17 protein-coding genes, 6 tRNA genes and 1 pseudogene are annotated in these 16,547 nt (G+C 48.8%); 16 read left to right on the forward strand and 8 right to left on the reverse strand.

The window, feature by feature from the left end; all coding sequences use genetic code 11:
* Positions 1 to 20: 20 nt before the first annotated feature.
* From skT53_RS02285 to skT53_RS02325, 9 genes are all read left to right on the forward strand, one after another.
* Positions 21 to 1,277, forward strand: a complete 1,257-nt coding sequence (locus tag skT53_RS02285) for a dihydrolipoamide acetyltransferase family protein (protein WP_200759589.1) — start codon at positions 21 to 23, stop codon at positions 1,275 to 1,277.
* Positions 1,278 to 2,693: a dihydrolipoyl dehydrogenase gene (gene lpdA, locus skT53_RS02290; protein ID WP_200759590.1), complete on the forward strand. Its 1,416-nt coding sequence runs from the start codon at positions 1,278 to 1,280 to the stop codon at positions 2,691 to 2,693.
* Between the two features lie 205 nt (positions 2,694 to 2,898).
* Positions 2,899 to 3,345, forward strand: coding sequence for a 2-thiouracil desulfurase family protein (locus tag skT53_RS02295; protein ID WP_200759591.1), 447 nt, complete (start codon positions 2,899 to 2,901; stop codon positions 3,343 to 3,345).
* Between the two features lie 179 nt (positions 3,346 to 3,524).
* Positions 3,525 to 3,612, forward strand: a tRNA-Leu gene (locus skT53_RS02300).
* Between the two features lie 13 nt (positions 3,613 to 3,625).
* A tRNA-Val gene (locus tag skT53_RS02305) sits at positions 3,626 to 3,701 on the forward strand.
* Between the two features lie 52 nt (positions 3,702 to 3,753).
* Positions 3,754 to 3,829, forward strand: a tRNA-Trp gene (locus skT53_RS02310).
* Between the two features lie 191 nt (positions 3,830 to 4,020).
* Positions 4,021 to 4,096: transfer RNA gene (locus tag skT53_RS02315), tRNA-His, on the forward strand.
* A gap of 80 nt (positions 4,097 to 4,176) precedes the next feature.
* Positions 4,177 to 4,251: transfer RNA gene (locus skT53_RS02320), tRNA-Cys, on the forward strand.
* Positions 4,252 to 4,256: 5 nt separating this feature from the next.
* A tRNA-Gly gene (locus tag skT53_RS02325) sits at positions 4,257 to 4,330 on the forward strand.
* Between the two features lie 135 nt (positions 4,331 to 4,465).
* Here skT53_RS02325 and skT53_RS02330 read toward each other — a convergent pair.
* The 4 genes and pseudogenes from skT53_RS02330 to sda form a co-directional block, all read right to left on the reverse strand.
* Positions 4,466 to 4,753 carry a helix-turn-helix domain-containing protein gene (locus skT53_RS02330; RefSeq protein WP_200759592.1) on the reverse strand — a complete coding sequence of 96 codons (288 nt, stop codon included), beginning with the start codon at positions 4,751 to 4,753 and terminating at the stop codon, positions 4,466 to 4,468.
* Positions 4,750 to 5,149: pseudogene (tnpA, locus tag skT53_RS02335) on the reverse strand (IS200/IS605 family transposase). The gene skT53_RS02330 and the pseudogene tnpA overlap by 4 nt, the downstream one beginning before the upstream one ends.
* Positions 5,150 to 5,390: 241 nt before the next feature.
* A complete protein-coding gene (locus tag skT53_RS02340; RefSeq protein WP_200759593.1) occupies positions 5,391 to 5,648 on the reverse strand; it encodes a hypothetical protein in 258 nt (85 codons plus the stop codon).
* Positions 5,645 to 5,791, reverse strand: coding sequence for a sporulation histidine kinase inhibitor Sda (sda, locus tag skT53_RS02345; protein ID WP_200759594.1), 147 nt, complete (start codon positions 5,789 to 5,791; stop codon positions 5,645 to 5,647). The genes skT53_RS02340 and sda overlap by 4 nt, the downstream gene beginning before the upstream one ends.
* 225 nt (positions 5,792 to 6,016) lie before the next feature.
* On the opposite strand from sda, the gene skT53_RS19060 reads away from it, so the two are divergent.
* Together skT53_RS19060 and skT53_RS02355 are read left to right on the forward strand one after the other, a co-directional pair.
* Positions 6,017 to 6,343, forward strand: coding sequence for a DUF3231 family protein (locus skT53_RS19060; RefSeq protein ID WP_226375396.1), 327 nt, complete (start codon positions 6,017 to 6,019; stop codon positions 6,341 to 6,343).
* 154 nt (positions 6,344 to 6,497) lie between these two features.
* Positions 6,498 to 6,893 carry an Hsp20/alpha crystallin family protein gene (locus skT53_RS02355; RefSeq protein WP_200759596.1) on the forward strand — a complete coding sequence of 132 codons (396 nt, stop codon included), beginning with the start codon at positions 6,498 to 6,500 and terminating at the stop codon, positions 6,891 to 6,893.
* 15 nt (positions 6,894 to 6,908) lie between these two features.
* On the opposite strand, the gene skT53_RS02360 is transcribed toward skT53_RS02355, so the two are convergent.
* Positions 6,909 to 7,961 (reverse strand): phosphotransferase family protein, encoded by a 1,053-nt coding sequence (locus tag skT53_RS02360; RefSeq protein ID WP_200759597.1) that lies wholly within the window; start codon positions 7,959 to 7,961, stop codon positions 6,909 to 6,911.
* Positions 7,962 to 8,086: 125 nt separating this feature from the next.
* On the opposite strand from skT53_RS02360, the gene skT53_RS02365 reads away from it, so the two are divergent.
* A complete protein-coding gene (locus skT53_RS02365; protein WP_200759598.1) occupies positions 8,087 to 9,709 on the forward strand; it encodes a class I adenylate-forming enzyme family protein in 1,623 nt (540 codons plus the stop codon).
* A gap of 67 nt (positions 9,710 to 9,776) precedes the next feature.
* On the opposite strand, the gene skT53_RS18960 is transcribed toward skT53_RS02365, so the two are convergent.
* From skT53_RS18960 to skT53_RS02380, 3 genes are all read right to left on the reverse strand, one after another.
* On the reverse strand, positions 9,777 to 10,310 hold the full coding sequence (locus skT53_RS18960) for a methylated-DNA--[protein]-cysteine S-methyltransferase (RefSeq protein WP_318978584.1): 534 nt from the start codon (positions 10,308 to 10,310) through the stop codon (positions 9,777 to 9,779).
* A gap of 5 nt (positions 10,311 to 10,315) precedes the next feature.
* A complete protein-coding gene (locus tag skT53_RS02375; protein ID WP_200759599.1) occupies positions 10,316 to 10,882 on the reverse strand; it encodes a bifunctional transcriptional activator/DNA repair enzyme AdaA in 567 nt (188 codons plus the stop codon).
* A gap of 103 nt (positions 10,883 to 10,985) precedes the next feature.
* A complete protein-coding gene (locus skT53_RS02380) occupies positions 10,986 to 11,876 on the reverse strand; it encodes an AEC family transporter (protein ID WP_200760842.1) in 891 nt (296 codons plus the stop codon).
* 103 nt (positions 11,877 to 11,979) lie between these two features.
* Between skT53_RS02380 and skT53_RS02385 the strand changes: the two genes are divergently transcribed.
* The 4 genes from skT53_RS02385 to skT53_RS02400 all read left to right on the forward strand — a co-directional run bounded on the left by skT53_RS02385 (position 11,980) and on the right by skT53_RS02400 (position 16,534).
* Positions 11,980 to 12,744, forward strand: coding sequence for an HpcH/HpaI aldolase family protein (locus tag skT53_RS02385; RefSeq protein ID WP_200759600.1), 765 nt, complete (start codon positions 11,980 to 11,982; stop codon positions 12,742 to 12,744).
* A 6-nt stretch (positions 12,745 to 12,750) separates the two neighbouring features.
* The gene (locus tag skT53_RS02390) at positions 12,751 to 14,304 is read left to right on the forward strand and encodes an acyl-CoA carboxylase subunit beta (RefSeq protein WP_200759601.1); all 1,554 of its coding nucleotides are present in this window, start codon (positions 12,751 to 12,753) and stop codon (positions 14,302 to 14,304) included.
* Between the two features lie 93 nt (positions 14,305 to 14,397).
* Positions 14,398 to 15,573, forward strand: coding sequence for an ABC transporter substrate-binding protein (locus skT53_RS02395; RefSeq protein ID WP_200759602.1), 1,176 nt, complete (start codon positions 14,398 to 14,400; stop codon positions 15,571 to 15,573).
* Positions 15,574 to 15,652: 79 nt separating this feature from the next.
* Positions 15,653 to 16,534: a branched-chain amino acid ABC transporter permease gene (locus skT53_RS02400; RefSeq protein ID WP_200759603.1), complete on the forward strand. Its 882-nt coding sequence runs from the start codon at positions 15,653 to 15,655 to the stop codon at positions 16,532 to 16,534.
* The last annotated feature ends 13 nt before the right edge of the window (positions 16,535 to 16,547 follow it).

Genomic DNA, 16,547 nt, shown 5'->3' on the forward strand with positions numbered 1-16,547 from the left:
TGATACAGGAGGGAAACCTTATGTCATATCAATGGAAATTACCTGACGTCGGGGAAGGTATTCACGAAGCGGAGATTATCCGTTGGCTGGTAAAAGAAGGGGATACGGTTGAGACAGACCAACCGATTTTGGAGATGCAAACGGACAAAGCGCTTGTCGAAATTCCTTCTCCTGTCAAAGGTAAAATCGTGAAACTCCACGCGGCAGAGCGGGATGTCGTTCGGGTGGGAACCATTCTTGTTGAATTCGAGACAAATCAACAAACGCCCAATTCCGAGAATCAGACGACGCAAACGGAAACGGCCCAGACCCCTGCATCTGTATCCAATCAATCGCAGCAGACCGCTCCCACCCCTGCCAAACGGGCACTGGCGACTCCGGCGATTCGCAGATTGGCGAGGGAGCTTGGCGTGGATATCCAGACGGTAAAAGGAACGGGAGCAGGAGGACGCGTTACGGAGGAGGATGTCCGGTCAGCGGTAGCATCACAGGTTTCCCACCCCTTAAAAAATACGCCGCCGCTTGCAGATCGTCAGCCGTTCGCTTATACGTCGGACAGGGAAGCGGAACAGTTGGAAGAACGGATTCCAATTCAAGGAATTCGCCGCGTAATTGCGGAACACATGGTCCGTTCCAAGTTCACGGCTCCGCATGTCACTTCGATGGAAGAGGTGGATGTGACCGAGTTGGTTAAGTTCCGTAAGAAAGCGGCCGATATGGCAAGCAAGAAAGGAATCAAGTTCACATATCTGCCGTTTGTAATTAAAGCGGTGGTTTCGGCGCTGAAGGAATATCCATTTTTTAATGCGTCAATTGATGATGAGAAAGGCCAAATCGTTGTAAAGCGCTACTATAACATAGGCATAGCCGTTGATACACCGGACGGTTTGATTGTGCCAGTCATCAAACAGGCAGATCGCAAAAGCCTGCTGGAGCTGGCAGATGAAATAAGCGTACTCACAGAAAAAGCGACCCACCGGAAGTTGGATGTTTCCGACCTGCAGGGCGGGACATTTACGATCAGCAACATCGGATCGTTTGGCGGGTATTTTGCGACACCGGTGATTAACCATCCGGAAGTTGCGATTTTGGCGACTGGAACGATTGCGCGCAAACCGGTGATTTTGGATGATGATAGCATTATCGGTCGTCATCTGATGCCTGTATCGTTAACATTTGACCATCGATTAATTGATGGTGGCATGTCCGGCCGATTTACCAAGCATATCATTCAATACTTGCAGGATCCGACACTGATGTTTTTGGAGATGGTCTAATTGGTTGTAGGCGAATTTACCGTAGGAGCAGATGTATTGGTGATTGGCGGCGGTCCCGGCGGTTATGTGGCTGCCATCCGCGCGGCGCAATTGGGCAAATCGGTCACGTTAATTGAAAAAAACGATTTGGGCGGAGTTTGTTTGAACCGCGGATGTATCCCTTCGAAAGCGATTATTTCCATGGCTGATTTTGTACATCGCATGAAAACGATGGAAACGGCCGGGATTCGAGTAAATGGTATTACGGTGGAAATGGAACGGCTGCAGCAGTGGAAACAGGGAGTCGTTCAAAAACTGACACAAGGCGTGGCATCTCTTTGCAAAGGAAATCAAATTACGGTGGTGCAAGGGGAGGCATCTTTTGTTTCCGCCAATGAAGTTCGGGTGGTTACTGAACACGGAAGCGAACGATACCGTTTTGAGTCCTGCATTATTGCCACGGGTTCTTATCCGGTGGAGTTGTCAGGCATTCCGTTTGATGGGCAACGTGTGATCAGTTCCACAGAAGCATTGAGCCTGAAAAAGATTCCGCAGCAATTGTTGGTGGTAGGCGGCGGTTATATCGGACTGGAATTGGGTACTGCCTACCGCAAGTTGGGAAGTGAAGTAACCGTTTTGGAAGGAACGGGCCAGATTTTGCCGGGAACGGATCCGGGCTTGGTGAGATACGTTACCCGCAACTTAAAAAAATTGGGCGTTGAGGTTCAGACGAACGCTCTTGCCACTTCCCTCCAGATAAATGGAGAGAAAGTGGATGTGACAGTTCGTGTCAAGGATGAAACAAAAGTTTTTTCAGCTGATCAGGTGTTGGTTACGGTTGGCCGAAAACCTTATACGGGCGGTCTTGAACTGGCAGATTCCGGTATTGAAACGAACGAACAAGGGTTTATCAAGGTGGACCGGCAGCAACGAACGACAAATCCGAAGGTATTTGCAATCGGCGATGTGACAGGCAATCCGATGTTGGCCCATAAAGCCAGTTACGAGGGAAAAGTGGCGGCCGAAGTGATCGCGGGTCTGCCGAGTGAAATGGATGCTGTCGTAATTCCGTCAGTAATTTTCACCGACCCGGAAATCGCCAGTGTGGGATGGACGGAGGAACAGGCCAAACAGGAAGGATATGAAACATTGACCGGTCGGTTTCCGTTTGGAGCTAACGGACGTGCCTTGTCTATGGAAGGCGGTGACGGATTTGTGCAAGTCATCGCCGAAAAACAAACGAAACGCGTGTTGGGGGTCCACATTGTTGGTCCGGAGGCATCCAATCTGATAGCGGAAGCGACGCTGGCCATTGAAATGTGTGCAACGCTTGAGGATTTATCACTGACGGTACACGCACATCCGACGCTGCCGGAAACGATCATGGAGGCTGCAGAAGCGGCTGTCGGGCATGCTATTCATATTCTGAACAAATAACAGGCTGTTTATGAGATGAGGCCCTTCACAGGAACGGAAGGGCTTTTTCGCGTATAAAATTCTTCTAAACTCTGCGCGCGCTACTTTTGCATAGCACTACTATACTCAGCAACTGTTGTTTGTGTATGATATAGGAAAGCCATGTTCGAAATGTGGATGGCTTTTCGCATTCAACCAACCGATAAATAGGTGAGGTGTTTTGCAAATGAAAGTAGTAAGCGCTTGTTTAGTTGGGTGCGAATGTCGATATGACAAAAAATCTGCTTGGCAAGAGGACATAGAGCAATTCGTAACAGACCGGTCCGCAGTGCCGATCTGTCCTGAACAGTTAGGAGGATTGCCAACGCCTCGTAACCCTGCGGAGATTGTGGGCGGTGACGGATTTGACGTGCTTGCAGGCCGTGCCCGGGTTATCGACAGCCAAGGCAACGTTGTCACGAAAGAGTTTGTTGATGGCGCCTATCAAGCGTTACAACTCGCTCGTACTGCCGGAGCAACAGAAGCCATTCTCAAAGAACGAAGCCCATCGTGTGGAAGCCATATGATATATGACGGATCCTTTTCCGGGGCAAAAAAGGCCGGTGTTGGCGTCACGGCAGCACTGTTTATGCAAAATGGGATTGCGGTATTTCCCGAAAACGAGAAGAGATGAGCATAACAGAGCAAATTTTTATCGTTCGCCGATTGCAACGGGCGGAAACGAAAGAAAGTAGAAGTATAATTGCGAAGGGTTAAAATCAGGCAGGCGATTCAAGCTTTTTGTTTTGTTTTGTTGTATCTTTTCTATTGAGAAAGTACATCGAAAATGGTATCATAGCAGTTGTCTTGATCGCTCGAATGGCGGAATAGGCAGACGCAACAGACTTAAAATCTGTCGGGAATTTTTCCCGTGCCGGTTCAAGTCCGGCTTCGAGCACCAAATGGCAAAATGCGGAGGCTTAGCTCAGCTGGGAGAGCATCTGCCTTACAAGCAGAGGGTCGGCGGTTCGATCCCGTCAGCCTCCACCATTTATATCCGAATTCCTTGCGGAGCCGTACTGTGCTTCGCTGGGGAGTATACAGGGGCATAGTTCAGCTGGTAGAACGGCGGTCTCCAAAACCGCATGTCGTGGGTTCGAATCCTGCTGCCCCTGCCAGTTTAATTTTTATAGGAAATTCCGCTAAGACCGCTTGTGTCCTTGCAGGTCGAACATAAGCGCCACATCCTGTGGCATGTTCGACACTAGCACGTCCATGCGTGTCGCGCGGAGTAAATATGTTAAGGAGACTCCGCTACTACCGATCACGTCCGTATGATCAACGCGGAGTAAAACATCCTTGTTTTATGGTGGGTGTGGCGAAGTGGCTAACGCATCGGATTGTGGCTCCGACATTCGTGGGTTCGATTCCCATCACTCACCCCAATAAGTTACACCTCAGCGGATGGGATGAGAAGCCGCGACGGAGTTTGAGAATTATCCGTGGTTCGAATGAGAAACAATACGGCGCCATAGCCAAGTGGTAAGGCAGAGGTCTGCAAAACCTTTATTCCCCGGTTCGAATCCGGGTGGCGCCTCCATAGTTGCGGGTGTAGTTCAATGGTAGAACTCCAGCTTCCCAAGCTGGCGGCGTGGGTTCGATTCCCATCACCCGCTCCACGAATAAAAACGAGAGACTCGACAGGGGCTCTCGTTTTTATTTGTGGGATGGGATGAGAAGTCGCGCGTGAGTAAATTCATAGCGTAGAGTTTATACAGACAAGACTAGAAAGCTATAGATTTCTTTAAGCGTTCTTATGAATACCCTGTTGCAAGACGGGGTTTTAACCGTTTTAATTCGCCATCGCCGCAGCTTCCGCGTCCACTTCCCGAAGCCAGGGGTGCTGCTGTTTTCAACGCGGGCAATTCCCGCATGCAGGCGTATTGGTTCAAGGTAGATCCGTCCCGCTCATACGCTTCCTTCCGGCGAGAGAGAAAGTGGTTGAATACGAACCGGCAGCACCCAATGGTGCGCCGAATTTGCCACTCCTGTTCTTTTGTTGGATAGAGACGGAAGGAATAGGCTTTGTGCACATCGTTCACCCGCGCTTCTTCTGAGCGTCGACATACCGGCGGATTGTATCACTGGATACGTTGTCTGCCGTACTCACAAAAAAAGAACGTGTCCATAAACTGGGGAGATGTCTTAGATGCGGGAATTCACTTCGCAGTCGTCTGGATAATGCTCCCTTTGATGGTCGCCATGATGCCAGACGGCGAATCTGTGGGGAAACAATGGAGAAACAAATGAACATGATCCGGCATGACTTCCATTGCGAGAATCAGCCAAGTCGTTTTAAGCGTAAATCCCTTTCACCAGTTCCTTGAATCGCAATTGACCTGGCGAACGAGAACTCTTCGTCGGTATCTCGGACAGAATACAAAATGATAGTGGATGAGCGGTACGGTTGTTTTCGTATGGCGATATTCTTGTCCCATACCATGATTATATCAAGTCTAATCATGGAACTGCAACGCGCTTCAGCCCACCCTAAAGGAAGCGCGGATTAGTGTAAAGGACGTTTTGGACAAAGAGAATGCTAAAATGAAGCCAAAGTCAACGATAGAGAAGTTGGCAGAAGGTGCAATGGAGATTCACGCACGGGAAAGCAATCAAGGTGGATATCTGGGTGACAATTGATGGCAAACAATCCCCCTGCGATAGGCGGGGGGACTGCTGCTAAAATTTATACATCTTGGGTTTGGAATGAAATACTTTCTCTAACGGAGGCAGTTGATAATGGGCTTCCACTTGTTCGTACCAGTACTTTTTCTGAAAGTTATCGGATGTGAAGTCCACCAAAATGCAATTTAAAAGATTTTGCAAAGCTACGATTCGTTGGTGAACGGTTGCCATAGTGACGGGTGCTTTACTTTGTAGAAACCCTGCTTGTTCCCGGAGTCGTGTTTCCAAGCGGGCCAACTTTTCATAAATCATTTGGTAACCTCCGGCAGCTCTAAACCCCGCCGCTCAATTTCTTCAAAAAGCATATTCGTGAATTCCTCTTCAAGTCCGTATTTAACAGCTTGCAAATAAGAGTTAATCAAAACAAATTCACTTACCAGGTCTAAATTTTCCATTTGATCACCTCTGCTGCGCATGATGTCTTACAGTTTGGTAACAGAATTTTATAAGACGGATGTAACAATCGAGTGACATTGGTGTAACAATCGTGTAACAAAATTCGATTTTCCGCCAAACGGCAGGTCGAAAATACTAGTATCTATGCATAGGTTACTGGATGAAAGGGAATATTTTAGAGACCATTCTACCAATCAAGCGGGAGTATACCCATTATCAATGCACTGAATGAATTTCTTAAACATGAGGGTGTGCCGCTTCCGCGGAATACGCCAGATAAATCAGTAAGCGGTGACCGATTAGTTATAAACGATTCGTCAAGGTTAACGGATGAAGAGATTGCAAACACGATTATGTTTAATGAGCTTATGGGAATCCAAATTGCGGTCAGAGGGGTTACGGAATCAACGAGGTCGGATGTAGGAGCCGTGTTTTTGAAATATTTCTTGTTTTTGAAATGTTTTTTAATGAAGGTTTCTTGGATGCAAACTTTACAACACCTTATGAAGCAACGGGGTTATCTTAAGATCCCTCCCCACCTGCCAAGATAATGATTCATTGGGTAAGCACCGGCTCGGTGCTTTTTTAATCGATAGGAATCGTATAAATTTTATCCTATCGGAGGTTTTTTCACTCTTTCCATATACCCCGACACTATTTCCAACATACGATAGCAGTGAGAATGAATCCTTGGAGGTGTCGGCTGTGAACCAACTGGGTCCATTTGATCCGTGGGGTCTGTTCCAGCGAATGACGTCTGATTTACAAAATTGGATTAAATTCGGACACTTGAATCAACTGCTTGAGCAAGTGAATCGGCAACTGACAATCGAAGAATTCGATGACCGGTATCTGATTACCGTATCACTGGATGGCATTCGCCACCCAAATGATTTGGAAGCGTTTTACCAGAATCAGATACTGATTTTGCGTCGAACAGTTGAACTGGAAACAAAGACGGAACATAGTGAACACATGGTTTGGCAAAGTTACCAAGAACATTTCGAAAAGGCGATCCCGCTAACGCGTCCAGTGAATTGGCCGAAACGAATCATAACGGCAGAACCGGGTTTGTGGCAAATCGAATTGCCCAAAAAATAGTTGGGGAAAGCGGCGTCAGTACAGACCGTTTTCCCTCACCGACTCTGCCCGTATCAGCAAATGCCCAATCGAATGACTCAGTTTAGCGAATCGCTTGTCAGACGCCTGGCCGTTTTTCCAGCGGGCATAAATTTGTTGCAGGATCACGGCAATTCTATAAAAACCAAATGTGACGTAATAATTGATGGAGGATACATCACGACCGCTCTTTGCCGCATATCGTTGCAAGACATCCCGTCGACTGAAAAATCCGGGATAGGCGGTCGGTGAGGTGATTCCGTCTATTTGTTCACCCGCTTCCGTCCAAAAGGCGAGCGCGTACCCCAACTCGGCAAACGGATCACCGACTGTGCACATCTCCCAATCGAGTACAGCCACCAGACTGCCAACTTTTTCGGTTGAAAACATAAGATTGTTCAATTTAAAGTCATTATGAAGAACCGTCGGCGGGGGAGAGGGAGGAAGATGGTCGACAAGCCACCGTTCCAATTTTTCTGCGGAGGGCTGATCGTCTGTTTTTGCAAGATGGAATCGTCTGATCCAACTGTTCACCTGCCTCTCCAGAAATCCTTCCGGATGGCCAATATCGGCAAGTCCTGCAGTTTGATAATCGATCTGATGCAACTGTACCAAAGTATCGACAAACGTTTCGGAGACTAACGGCAAAACACCAGGATTCCGATAGGCATCAGGCAGTTCGTCGTCCAGCACCAGGCCTCTTTTTCGTTCCATGACATAAAAGGGCCGATCGGTTACAGACGGGTCTTCGCATAGCAAAAAAGGTTTGGGTGCATAAGGAAACACGGGCTGCATTTTCTGAAGAATTTGGTATTCCCGTCGCATGTCATGCCCTTTCGGCGGTAAGACGCCAAACGGAGGGCGCCGCAGAACAGCTTCCCAATCGCCAATACGAAGCAAGAAGGTCAAATTGGAATAGCCGATGGAGAAAGTTTCTACCTGCAAAGGACTTTTTACATCAAGGTTTTCAATATGCAACCGTAAAAAATGCTCGATGTTTGTCCAGTTTATCTGATGTTCGAATGGTTTTGGATCAAGCAGGTTGTCCATTTGCCAAATTCCCTCACTATTTTATCAGAATGTTTGGTAATATGGGAAAAGAAAGTAAACTCTCGTCATATTCATCCTACTACAAAAATATGGATGAATGACAAAAAGATTCTGGGGGTGCCGCAATGCGTGTAGTTTGGGAGGAGAAAATTCAAAATCAGATTGCAGAAGAAACGGTCAATGGCGTGCGATTAAAAGTGTATAAGAATCGACCGCATACGTTATGCGAAACATTGAAAAACAGCGCCCGCCGTTTTCCAGACAAAATTGCGCTTGTGCACGGAGATCAGCGAATCACCTATGCAGAATTGCAGCAGCAAGTTTATAATATGGCCTACCAATTGATACATCAATACGGAGTGCAAAAGGGTGATCGGGTGGCTCTTTTGTTGATGAACGGCATTCCGTTTGTCGTAGGGCTGTACGCCGCTTTGCAAATCGGAGCGATTGCGGTTCCGCTCAATACCAAGTTGAAAACGCAGGAACTGGAATACATGCTGCAAAATTCGGGAGCCAAGCTGCTTATTACAAACGAGGAATGGTGGCCGAATGTGCTTCCCATCATCGATCAGATTCCGGCGGAAAGGATTTTTGTGACAAGCGAACACCCCCCGCAGGGCGCTCTGCCGTACAGCCAGCTTGTTGCAGAGAACGCGCCTTTTTTGGTAGAAGAAGCGCTGCATGAGCATGACCCTGCGTTAATCATGTATACATCGGGTACCACCGGTCGGCCGAAAGGGGCTGTCAACACCCATTTTAATCTGATCCATTCGGCGATCAACTACGAACTCTGTTACGGATTATCTTCCGATGATTCGACGGTGGTGGCAGTGCCGCTTTTTCATATTACAGGCTTGGCTGGACAGTTAGTGCCGTTTATTTATCTCGGTGGAAAAATCGCACTGATGCCGATGTTTAAAGCGGATCAGTTTTTGCAGATTCTGCAGGACGAGCAAATCACCCATGTAATTGCGGCCCCGACCGTGTATGTCATGACCCTTATGCAGCCGGATTACAAACAATATAATACGGAAAACTTCCGTGTTGGCGGATTTGGAGGAGCCCCCATGCCAGCCGAAACGGTCAAAGCGCTGATGGATTGGAATCCGAATCTGGAACTTCACAACACATATGGTTTAACGGAAACCACTTCGCCAGCCACCGTGATGCCGCATCAATACCAGTTGGAAAAAATCAGTTCGGTCGGCATACCGGTTCCCGTGGCGGAAGCTAAAATCGTTGATCCTGTCAGTCGGGAACAGTTGAACCCGGGGGAAGTGGGCGAACTTGTTCTGAAAGGCCCGATGGTGGTTCCCTACTATTGGCAAAACGAAGAAGCGACCCAAAAAGCAATGGTGGACGGTTGGTTTGCGACAGGAGATCTGGCGGCGATGGATCCGGAAGGTTTTGTTTATGTGATGGATCGTATCAAGGATATGATTAACCGTGGCGGTGAAAAAGTCTATTCGGTGGAAGTGGAAGATGTCATTTATTCCAATCCGAACGTTATGGAAGCGGCCGTGGTGGGAGTTCCCGACAGCGTTTATGGGGAAGTGGTGAAAGCGTGTGTTGTACCGCGTCCAGGCGCCTCACTGTCAGCAGAAGAAATCAAACAATGGGTGGCGGAGCGATTAGCGAAATACAAAGTGCCCGTTTATGTAGAAATAATGGATTTGTTGCCTCGCAATCCGAACGGCAAAGTGTTAAAAACAGAGCTCCGCTATGTGCCGGTCAGCAGCCACGAATAAAACCGGTGAACAGGGAAAGAAGACGGGTGTCCTGGTCGTCAGCCCCGTCTATTCCGTGTTTACTCGATTAGGAAACGGTGAACTCTGCTGCGAAACGATGTACGCCTTCCAGTTCCAACAAAAACTGTTTGATCGACAATCCGCCTGTATAGCCGGTCAATTTTCCGTTGCTGCCAATCACCCGATGGCAAGGTACGATAATCGGTACCGGGTTTGCGCCATTGGCAGCTCCGACCGCCCTTACGGCTTTAGGTTTTCCAATCATGTTCGCAACTTGTCCGTAGGATACAGTTGTTCCGTAGGGAATTTGTGGCAGCGCTTGCCACACGTCTTTCTGAAAAGGAGTGCCGCGCATGTCAAGCGGCAGGGTAAACGTGCGCAAACGTCCTGCGAAATAATCGGATAGTTGGTTGCGTACCTCATCCAGCAAAGGAGAGTGGGAGATGACTCCGGCGGATGGCTCCCATTTGCGTATCCACATTTCACACTCATCGACCGGATCGGATGGGAAGGTGAGCAGGGCGAGTCCAAGGTCTGTCACTACGGCGCCCAAAACGCCGAGTTTTGTATCGATTGTTCCTATGCAAACCGTTCTTTTCATCGATATCACCTTTTCTGCTGTTTCTGCTGAAACTGTTGGAGACGGTAGGCGGTCGGGCTTACACCCGTGATCTTTCGAAATACAGACGAAAAGTAGGCCGTATTTCGATACCCTGCCTGTTCAGCAATTTGTTTGATGGGAATCCTGCTGCTGACCAATAATTGTATGGCTGCTTCTATTCTTTTTCGCGTCAAACGGTCAGACGGAGTGTCGCCTGTTATACGTCTAAACGTACGGTGCAAATGATAGGGGCTGATATGAACCCGGCTTGCCATCTCACGCAAAGAGAGCGGCTCGCTATAGTTTGTATCGATCAGCTGCAAGGTACGGTTGACGATTTCAATATCTGAGCAGAAGGGACTGGTGTCATGCGGTTGGCATCGTTTGCAGGGACGAAACCCGGCTGCAACTGCTTCTGATGGGGTGAAGAAAAGGATTACGTTATTTCTTTTTGGTGTCTTCGAGCGACAGGAGGGGCGGCAAAAAATACGTGTGGAAACAACCGCATAAAAAAACTGGCCGTCATATTGCGAATCGCAATCCACGATTGCTTGCCATATCCGATCCTCCACGTTACCGCCTCCTGTGTTTTTTTACTATTTTACCGGAGGGCTGTATGAACGGTAAGTGGCAAAAATAAGATGGCAAGATTTCAAAATGAAAGTTTGCCTGCCATCATACAATGTAGAGCAGTGCCGTGATGGTGGCGAAGCTGATCAGCGTACCGATAAACGTGATGCTGGAAACCAACTGCGGTTTTGCGTCAAATTCGATCGCATACAAAACCATCGTGGCGGCAGGCGGCATGGCCGCTGTGACGATCAATACTTTTTGCAGAAGCGGGTCGAGCGGAAACAACAGGCAGATCGCCCAAGCCGCAACAGGCGACAGCAGCAGACGGATAACGGAACCGACAGCGATCGTTTTCCATTCAAAATCTTTTGTCGTTATGGTTGCCAACTGCATGCCCAAGATCAGCATCACTAATGGGATGGTCGCTTGTGCAACCAGATTGATCGCTTGGTCAAACGAAGCGGGTATGTGAACGTGAGTTAACTGAAACAGGATGCCAATTACGGCCGCATAGATTTGAGGCATCCGAAGCACATTTTTGACGGCTGTCATCACACCGTTTTGGCCTCGCGATGCGAAGTAAACTCCAAAAATACTCATGATGATCAAATGCAAAACCATGGTCACTACCGCATACTGAAAAGCGGTTTGCCCATAAGCGAACAAAATGATGGGAGCACCGTAATTCCCTGAATTCATGAAGGCGGTCGTCAGCATTAAAGCACTTTCATCCGTAGTTGAATAATGAAACAGGCGGCTTGCCCATTTGGTGAAAAGGATTAACGCAAATAAAAGGAGAAATGAGTTAACCACAATATAGAAAAGCTGACTGTTTAACATCGTGCCATAAAATGTCTGAAATGCAAGCGCCGGATTTGTAATGTATAAGGCAACGACCGAAACGGACCGGATGTCAGGCTGGAATTTTTTCTGGACGATGTAACCGCTTAAGAAAATGAAGAGTACGGGCAAAACAACCTGGAACAAGATCACATGACCACCGCTTTCTTCTTGCGGAAAACTGATATTTATTATAAACAACTGGTAGAATCTTGGGAATACTTACTCCAAATCTAAACTTAAAGGCGGGATTTGAATGATTAAAGAACGGTTACAGGCAGGCGAAACGGTAATCGGGACATGGGTGCGGATTGCTCATCCGACGGTCATTGAGGTGTTGGGGCGAGCCGGTTTTGATTTTCTTCATCTCGATATGGAACATGGCCCCATTGGGACGGCAGAACTGAATCAATTGCTGCTGGCATGCAAGTATATGGGAATTCCATCGATTGTACGTGTTCCCGGTCAGGACGGAACAATTATCGGACGAACGCTCGATATGGGGGCAAGCGGGGTAATTGTACCGCAGCTCCACAATGGGGAAGAAGCCAGACGAATCATTGAAGCAGCCCGTTTTTATCCGCAAGGCTTGCGGGGAATCGGCGGCGCTTGTCGGGCAGACAGTTATGGCCAGGCGGACACAGTCTCGTTTCTTGCATCGGCCAATCGGGAAACGATTTTAGCGCTGCAGGTGGAAACAAAACAGGCGGTAGAACGGTTAGATGAGATTCTGGAGGTTTCACAGGATGCGGTGGATGTTTATTATATGGGTCCGGCTGATCTCTCACAGGCGCTTGGAATTCCAGGCAAATTTGATGATTCTCTGTTGTGGGAAACGATTCAATGGGTAACGAAACGGGTCCGTTCGCGCGGAAAAGCGGTCGGAATCCAGTGCCCCGACATCCGACTGATTCCTCAACTGCAGGAAATGGGGATTCAATATATCACCTGTTCGATGGATATCGGGCTTCTGTCGGCCGGTGCGGAGTCGATGCTGCAAACAATCAAAAATCAGGGGTGATAACCAATGTCATGGCAACCGGAAATCAATGAACTGCATAAACGGGAAGAATGGGCCCGCAAAATGGGCGGCGAAGAGCGGGTCACCAAACACAAGGCACAAGGAAAGCTGACAGTTCGGGAACGGATCGAACAGCTTTTAGACCCTGAAACGTTCCATGAAACGGGAGCGTTGGCAGGTAAAGCCACTTATCAAAACGGGGAGTTGGTCGATTTTCGGCCGTCCAATTTTTTGCTGGGAACCGGTTTGATTAACGGCCGGAAGGTGGTTGTCGGAGCGGACGATTTTACGGTTCGTGGCGGAGCGGCTGACGGTTCTATCCGTGGCAAGCAGGAATACGCGGAACGAATGGCGCATGATTTGCAGCTTCCGATCGTCCGTCTGGTGGACGGGACAGGCGGCGGCGGCAGCGTAAAATCACTGGACGATATGGGATATACATATGTGCCGGTCAATCCTGGATGGGATTTGGTTGTGGCCAATTTGGGAAGGGTTCCGGTTGTCGCCGCCTGTCTGGGATCGGTTGCCGGCCTCGGCGCAGCGCGGGTGGCTGCCTCCCATTTTTCGGTGATGGTGGAGGGAACATCGCAGCTGTTTGTAGCGGGACCACAAATTGTTAAATACGGAATCGGTCAGGATCTTTCGAAGGAAGAGCTGGGCGGCGTTCAGGTCCACCGTTCCAGCGGAGCTGTTGATAATGTGGCGAAAACAGAAGCGGAAGCATTCCAACAGATTCGTCAATTTCTTTCTTATCTGCCATCAAACGTTTGGCAATTGCCTCCGGTTGCACCATCCGCTGATGATCCGGACAGAAAGGAAGAACCGCTTTTGTCAGCGATTCCAAGAAACCGGCGGGTTCCTTATAAAATCAGACAGATACTGCCGATGATCTTTGACAAGGAATCCATTTTTGAGATGGGACGCTATTACGGCGGCGGTACTGTCGTGGCTTTGGCCAGATTGAACGGCCATCCGGTCGGTGTGATTGCGCCTGATCCTTATGTTGGAGGCGGCTGCCTGACTGTTGAAAGCTGTGACAAGTTGGAGCGGTTTGTTGATCTGTGCCAAACATTCCATTTGCCGATTGTCAATCTGGTCGACCAACCGGGCATCGCGATCGGTCTTGAAGCGGAAAAAAAGGGGACCATACGTCGCGGAGTTCGTGCCGTTGCGGCAGTCTATCAAGCATCCGTTCCGATGATCGAAATTATTATTCGCCGCGTATTCGGAGTTGGCGGTGCCGGTATGATCAACGGGCACGGACTGCATTTACGTTATGCGTGGCCCTCCGGAGAGTGGGGTTCGCTGCCGGTGGAAGGCGGTATTCAGGTTGCCTACCGACGGGAATTTGAAGCAAGTGACGATCCGCAGGTGCTGTATGAAGAACTTTTGTCTCGCCTGGAAGCGGTAAGGTCGCCTTTCCGTACTGCGGAGCAGTTTGGAATTGAAGAAATCATCGACCCGCGCGACACCCGGCCTCTATTATGCGAATGGATAAAAGACGCCTATCAGTTGCTGCCGCAGCAGGTTGGACCTTCCCCCCATCCGATGCGTCCTTAAAAACGGTTGCCACGTCATAAAAGCTGTCTGCCAGGAATATGTTGGGTACAAACATATTCTGATGGCTTGAATTTTCAGATAAGGGGGAATTATATGTTAATTTTTAAGCTGGCAAGCGCGTCGCTCCTGGTATGCGGACTGATGCTAACAGCTGCCTGCGGGGGTAATTCACAGTCGAATCCCACCGGTGGTAACGCGGCAAAGACATCGGGGGATCCAATCAAAGTGGGAGCCATCGTGGAATTGACAGGCGGGGCCGCGCTAAGCGGAAAGTTCAAACAGCAGGGAATTGAGCTTGCGGTGGAGCAGATTAACAAAGAAGGAGGCATTATGGGACGCCCCGTACAGGCGGTCTTTGAAGATGACCAAACGTCCAATCCGGGCGCTGTGTCCGCTTATCAAAAACTGATCAGCCAAAATGTGGTGGCGGTTATCGGTTCAATTCGCAGCACAGAAACGCAGGCGCTCGATCCTTACATTCGGAATGCCAAGATTCCGATGCTGTTTGGCGGTACTGACGACAAGCTGACGCAAGCCGGCAATGAGTGGCTTCTCCGGTTTCGTCCACCCGATCGCTTCGCCGCTGAGACGCTTGTCGACTATACGGCTAACGATTTGCAGAAAAAACGAATTGCGATCATCTATTCTTCCGAAACGTTCGGTGAGAACGGCAAAAATCTGGTGGCGGCAGAGTTGAAAAAACGGGGGCTGGAACCGGCGGCTGTCATCCCTTACACACAAGGTAACAAGAACTGGACCCCGATTCTGGATAACATCAAACGTTCCGATGCGGACGCCGTCCTTACCTATATGAATGTATCGGAGGATTCGGCGCTCTTGCTTAAACAGTACCGCCAAATGGGACTGCAGCAGACGTATGTGGGTGCGCCTGCCAGTGTCAGCAACGTCACTCTTAATCTGGCAAAAGAAGCGGCAGAAGGAATTTATGGCGTAGGTGACTATGTGCCCAACCAGAATGAGGCGAATAAAAAGTTTACGGCCGCTTTTCAAGCCAAATTTGGCCAAATTCCGGACGGATTTGCCGGTTGGGTGTATGACGCGATGATGGCCCTGAAGAAAGCGATCGATCAGGAGAAATCAACGGCTCCCGATAAAATCAGGCAAGGGATTCTGTCCATCAAAGGCTGGGAAGGAACGGAGGGGGTCTACGATTTTGATCCAAACGGAGACGGACTGCACGGATACACCGTTGTCAAAATCGAGAATGGCACTCAAAAAATAATTAAAATGGTTAATTTTAAAAAGTGACAGATGATGTCCGGTTCTAAATGAGTGCGCAGGCGGCACGGATTTCGATCTGTGCCGCATCTTTTGGGAGGGGGTTCCGTTGACCGATTTTGTTCAACTGCTGGTGGCAGGTCTTGCAATCGGCGGTATTTATGCGCTGCTTGCGTTGGGATTTGTCTGGATTTACGTAGCACTTGACGCGGTAAATTTTGCGCAGGGGGATTTTGCAATGATCGCCGCCTACTTGGTATTCACGTTTTCGGTGCAAATGCGGGTTCCTTACGGATTGGCGATTGTGTTGGGACTTCTTAGCATGATTTTGCTGGGGATTATTTTTCAACTGTTGGTATATGTCCCGTTTCGTGACAGGTCCAAAAATTATTTGCCCGTTATGATCAGTACGCTTGGTGCTTCGATTTTGCTGCAAAATTTGGTGTTGATGGTGTACGGCCCGTTTCCTCAGCAGTTGCCAAACATTTTCCCTGCCGAGACGGTTCATGTAGGCGGGGTGGTGTTGTCCACCCAATATTTATTGATTTTGGGAGTCACTTTTGCTTTGCTGCTTGTTCAATATATCCTGTTCGAGAAAACGCTGATCGGCAAAAAAATGCAGGCTACGGCACAAGACAAATTAATGGCGCGATTGCTCGGCATTTCGGTAAACACGATGATCATGCTTACATTTATGTACAGCACCGTGCTGGCAGGGGTGGCGGGCATTCTGGTGGCTCCTTTGTTTATGGTGACGAACACAATGGGAGTCATCATTGCGCTAAAAGCATTCTCTGCAAGCATCATTGGGGGATTCAGCAGTGTTCCAGGAGCGATCATTGGGGGATTAGGCATTGGCTTGATCGAAACGTTTGCCGCCGCGTACCTGTCGGAACCGTATAAAGACGCGTTTGCTTTTCTGATTCTGATTGTCTTCCTGTTAATTCGGCCGCAAGGACTGTTTGGCGAGAAAATCGCGCAGAAAGCATGAAGGGGGAGAGAGG

Source organism: Effusibacillus dendaii (genome assembly GCF_015097055.1).
GTDB classification, from domain to species: Bacteria; Bacillota; Bacilli; order Tumebacillales; family Effusibacillaceae; genus Effusibacillus; species Effusibacillus dendaii.

Bases quoted from the DNA above. Each gene is read 5' to 3' on its own strand.
- skT53_RS02285 (WP_200759589.1), top strand. From the start codon at position 21: ATGTCATATCAATGGAAATTACCTGACGTCGGGGAAGGTATTCACGAA.
- skT53_RS02395 (WP_200759602.1), top strand. From the start codon at position 14,398: ATGTTAATTTTTAAGCTGGCAAGCGCGTCGCTCCTGGTATGCGGACTG.
- skT53_RS02360 (WP_200759597.1), bottom strand. From the start codon at position 7,961: ATGGACAACCTGCTTGATCCAAAACCATTCGAACATCAGATAAACTGG.
- sda (WP_200759594.1), bottom strand. From the start codon at position 5,791: ATGGAAAATTTAGACCTGGTAAGTGAATTTGTTTTGATTAACTCTTAT.
- skT53_RS02365 (WP_200759598.1), top strand. From the start codon at position 8,087: ATGCGTGTAGTTTGGGAGGAGAAAATTCAAAATCAGATTGCAGAAGAA.
- skT53_RS02340 (WP_200759593.1), bottom strand. From the start codon at position 5,648: ATGATTTATGAAAAGTTGGCCCGCTTGGAAACACGACTCCGGGAACAA.
- skT53_RS18960 (WP_318978584.1), bottom strand. From the start codon at position 10,310: ATGAAAAGAACGGTTTGCATAGGAACAATCGATACAAAACTCGGCGTT.
- skT53_RS02390 (WP_200759601.1), top strand. From the start codon at position 12,751: ATGTCATGGCAACCGGAAATCAATGAACTGCATAAACGGGAAGAATGG.
- skT53_RS02295 (WP_200759591.1), top strand. From the start codon at position 2,899: ATGAAAGTAGTAAGCGCTTGTTTAGTTGGGTGCGAATGTCGATATGAC.
- skT53_RS02385 (WP_200759600.1), top strand. From the start codon at position 11,980: ATGATTAAAGAACGGTTACAGGCAGGCGAAACGGTAATCGGGACATGG.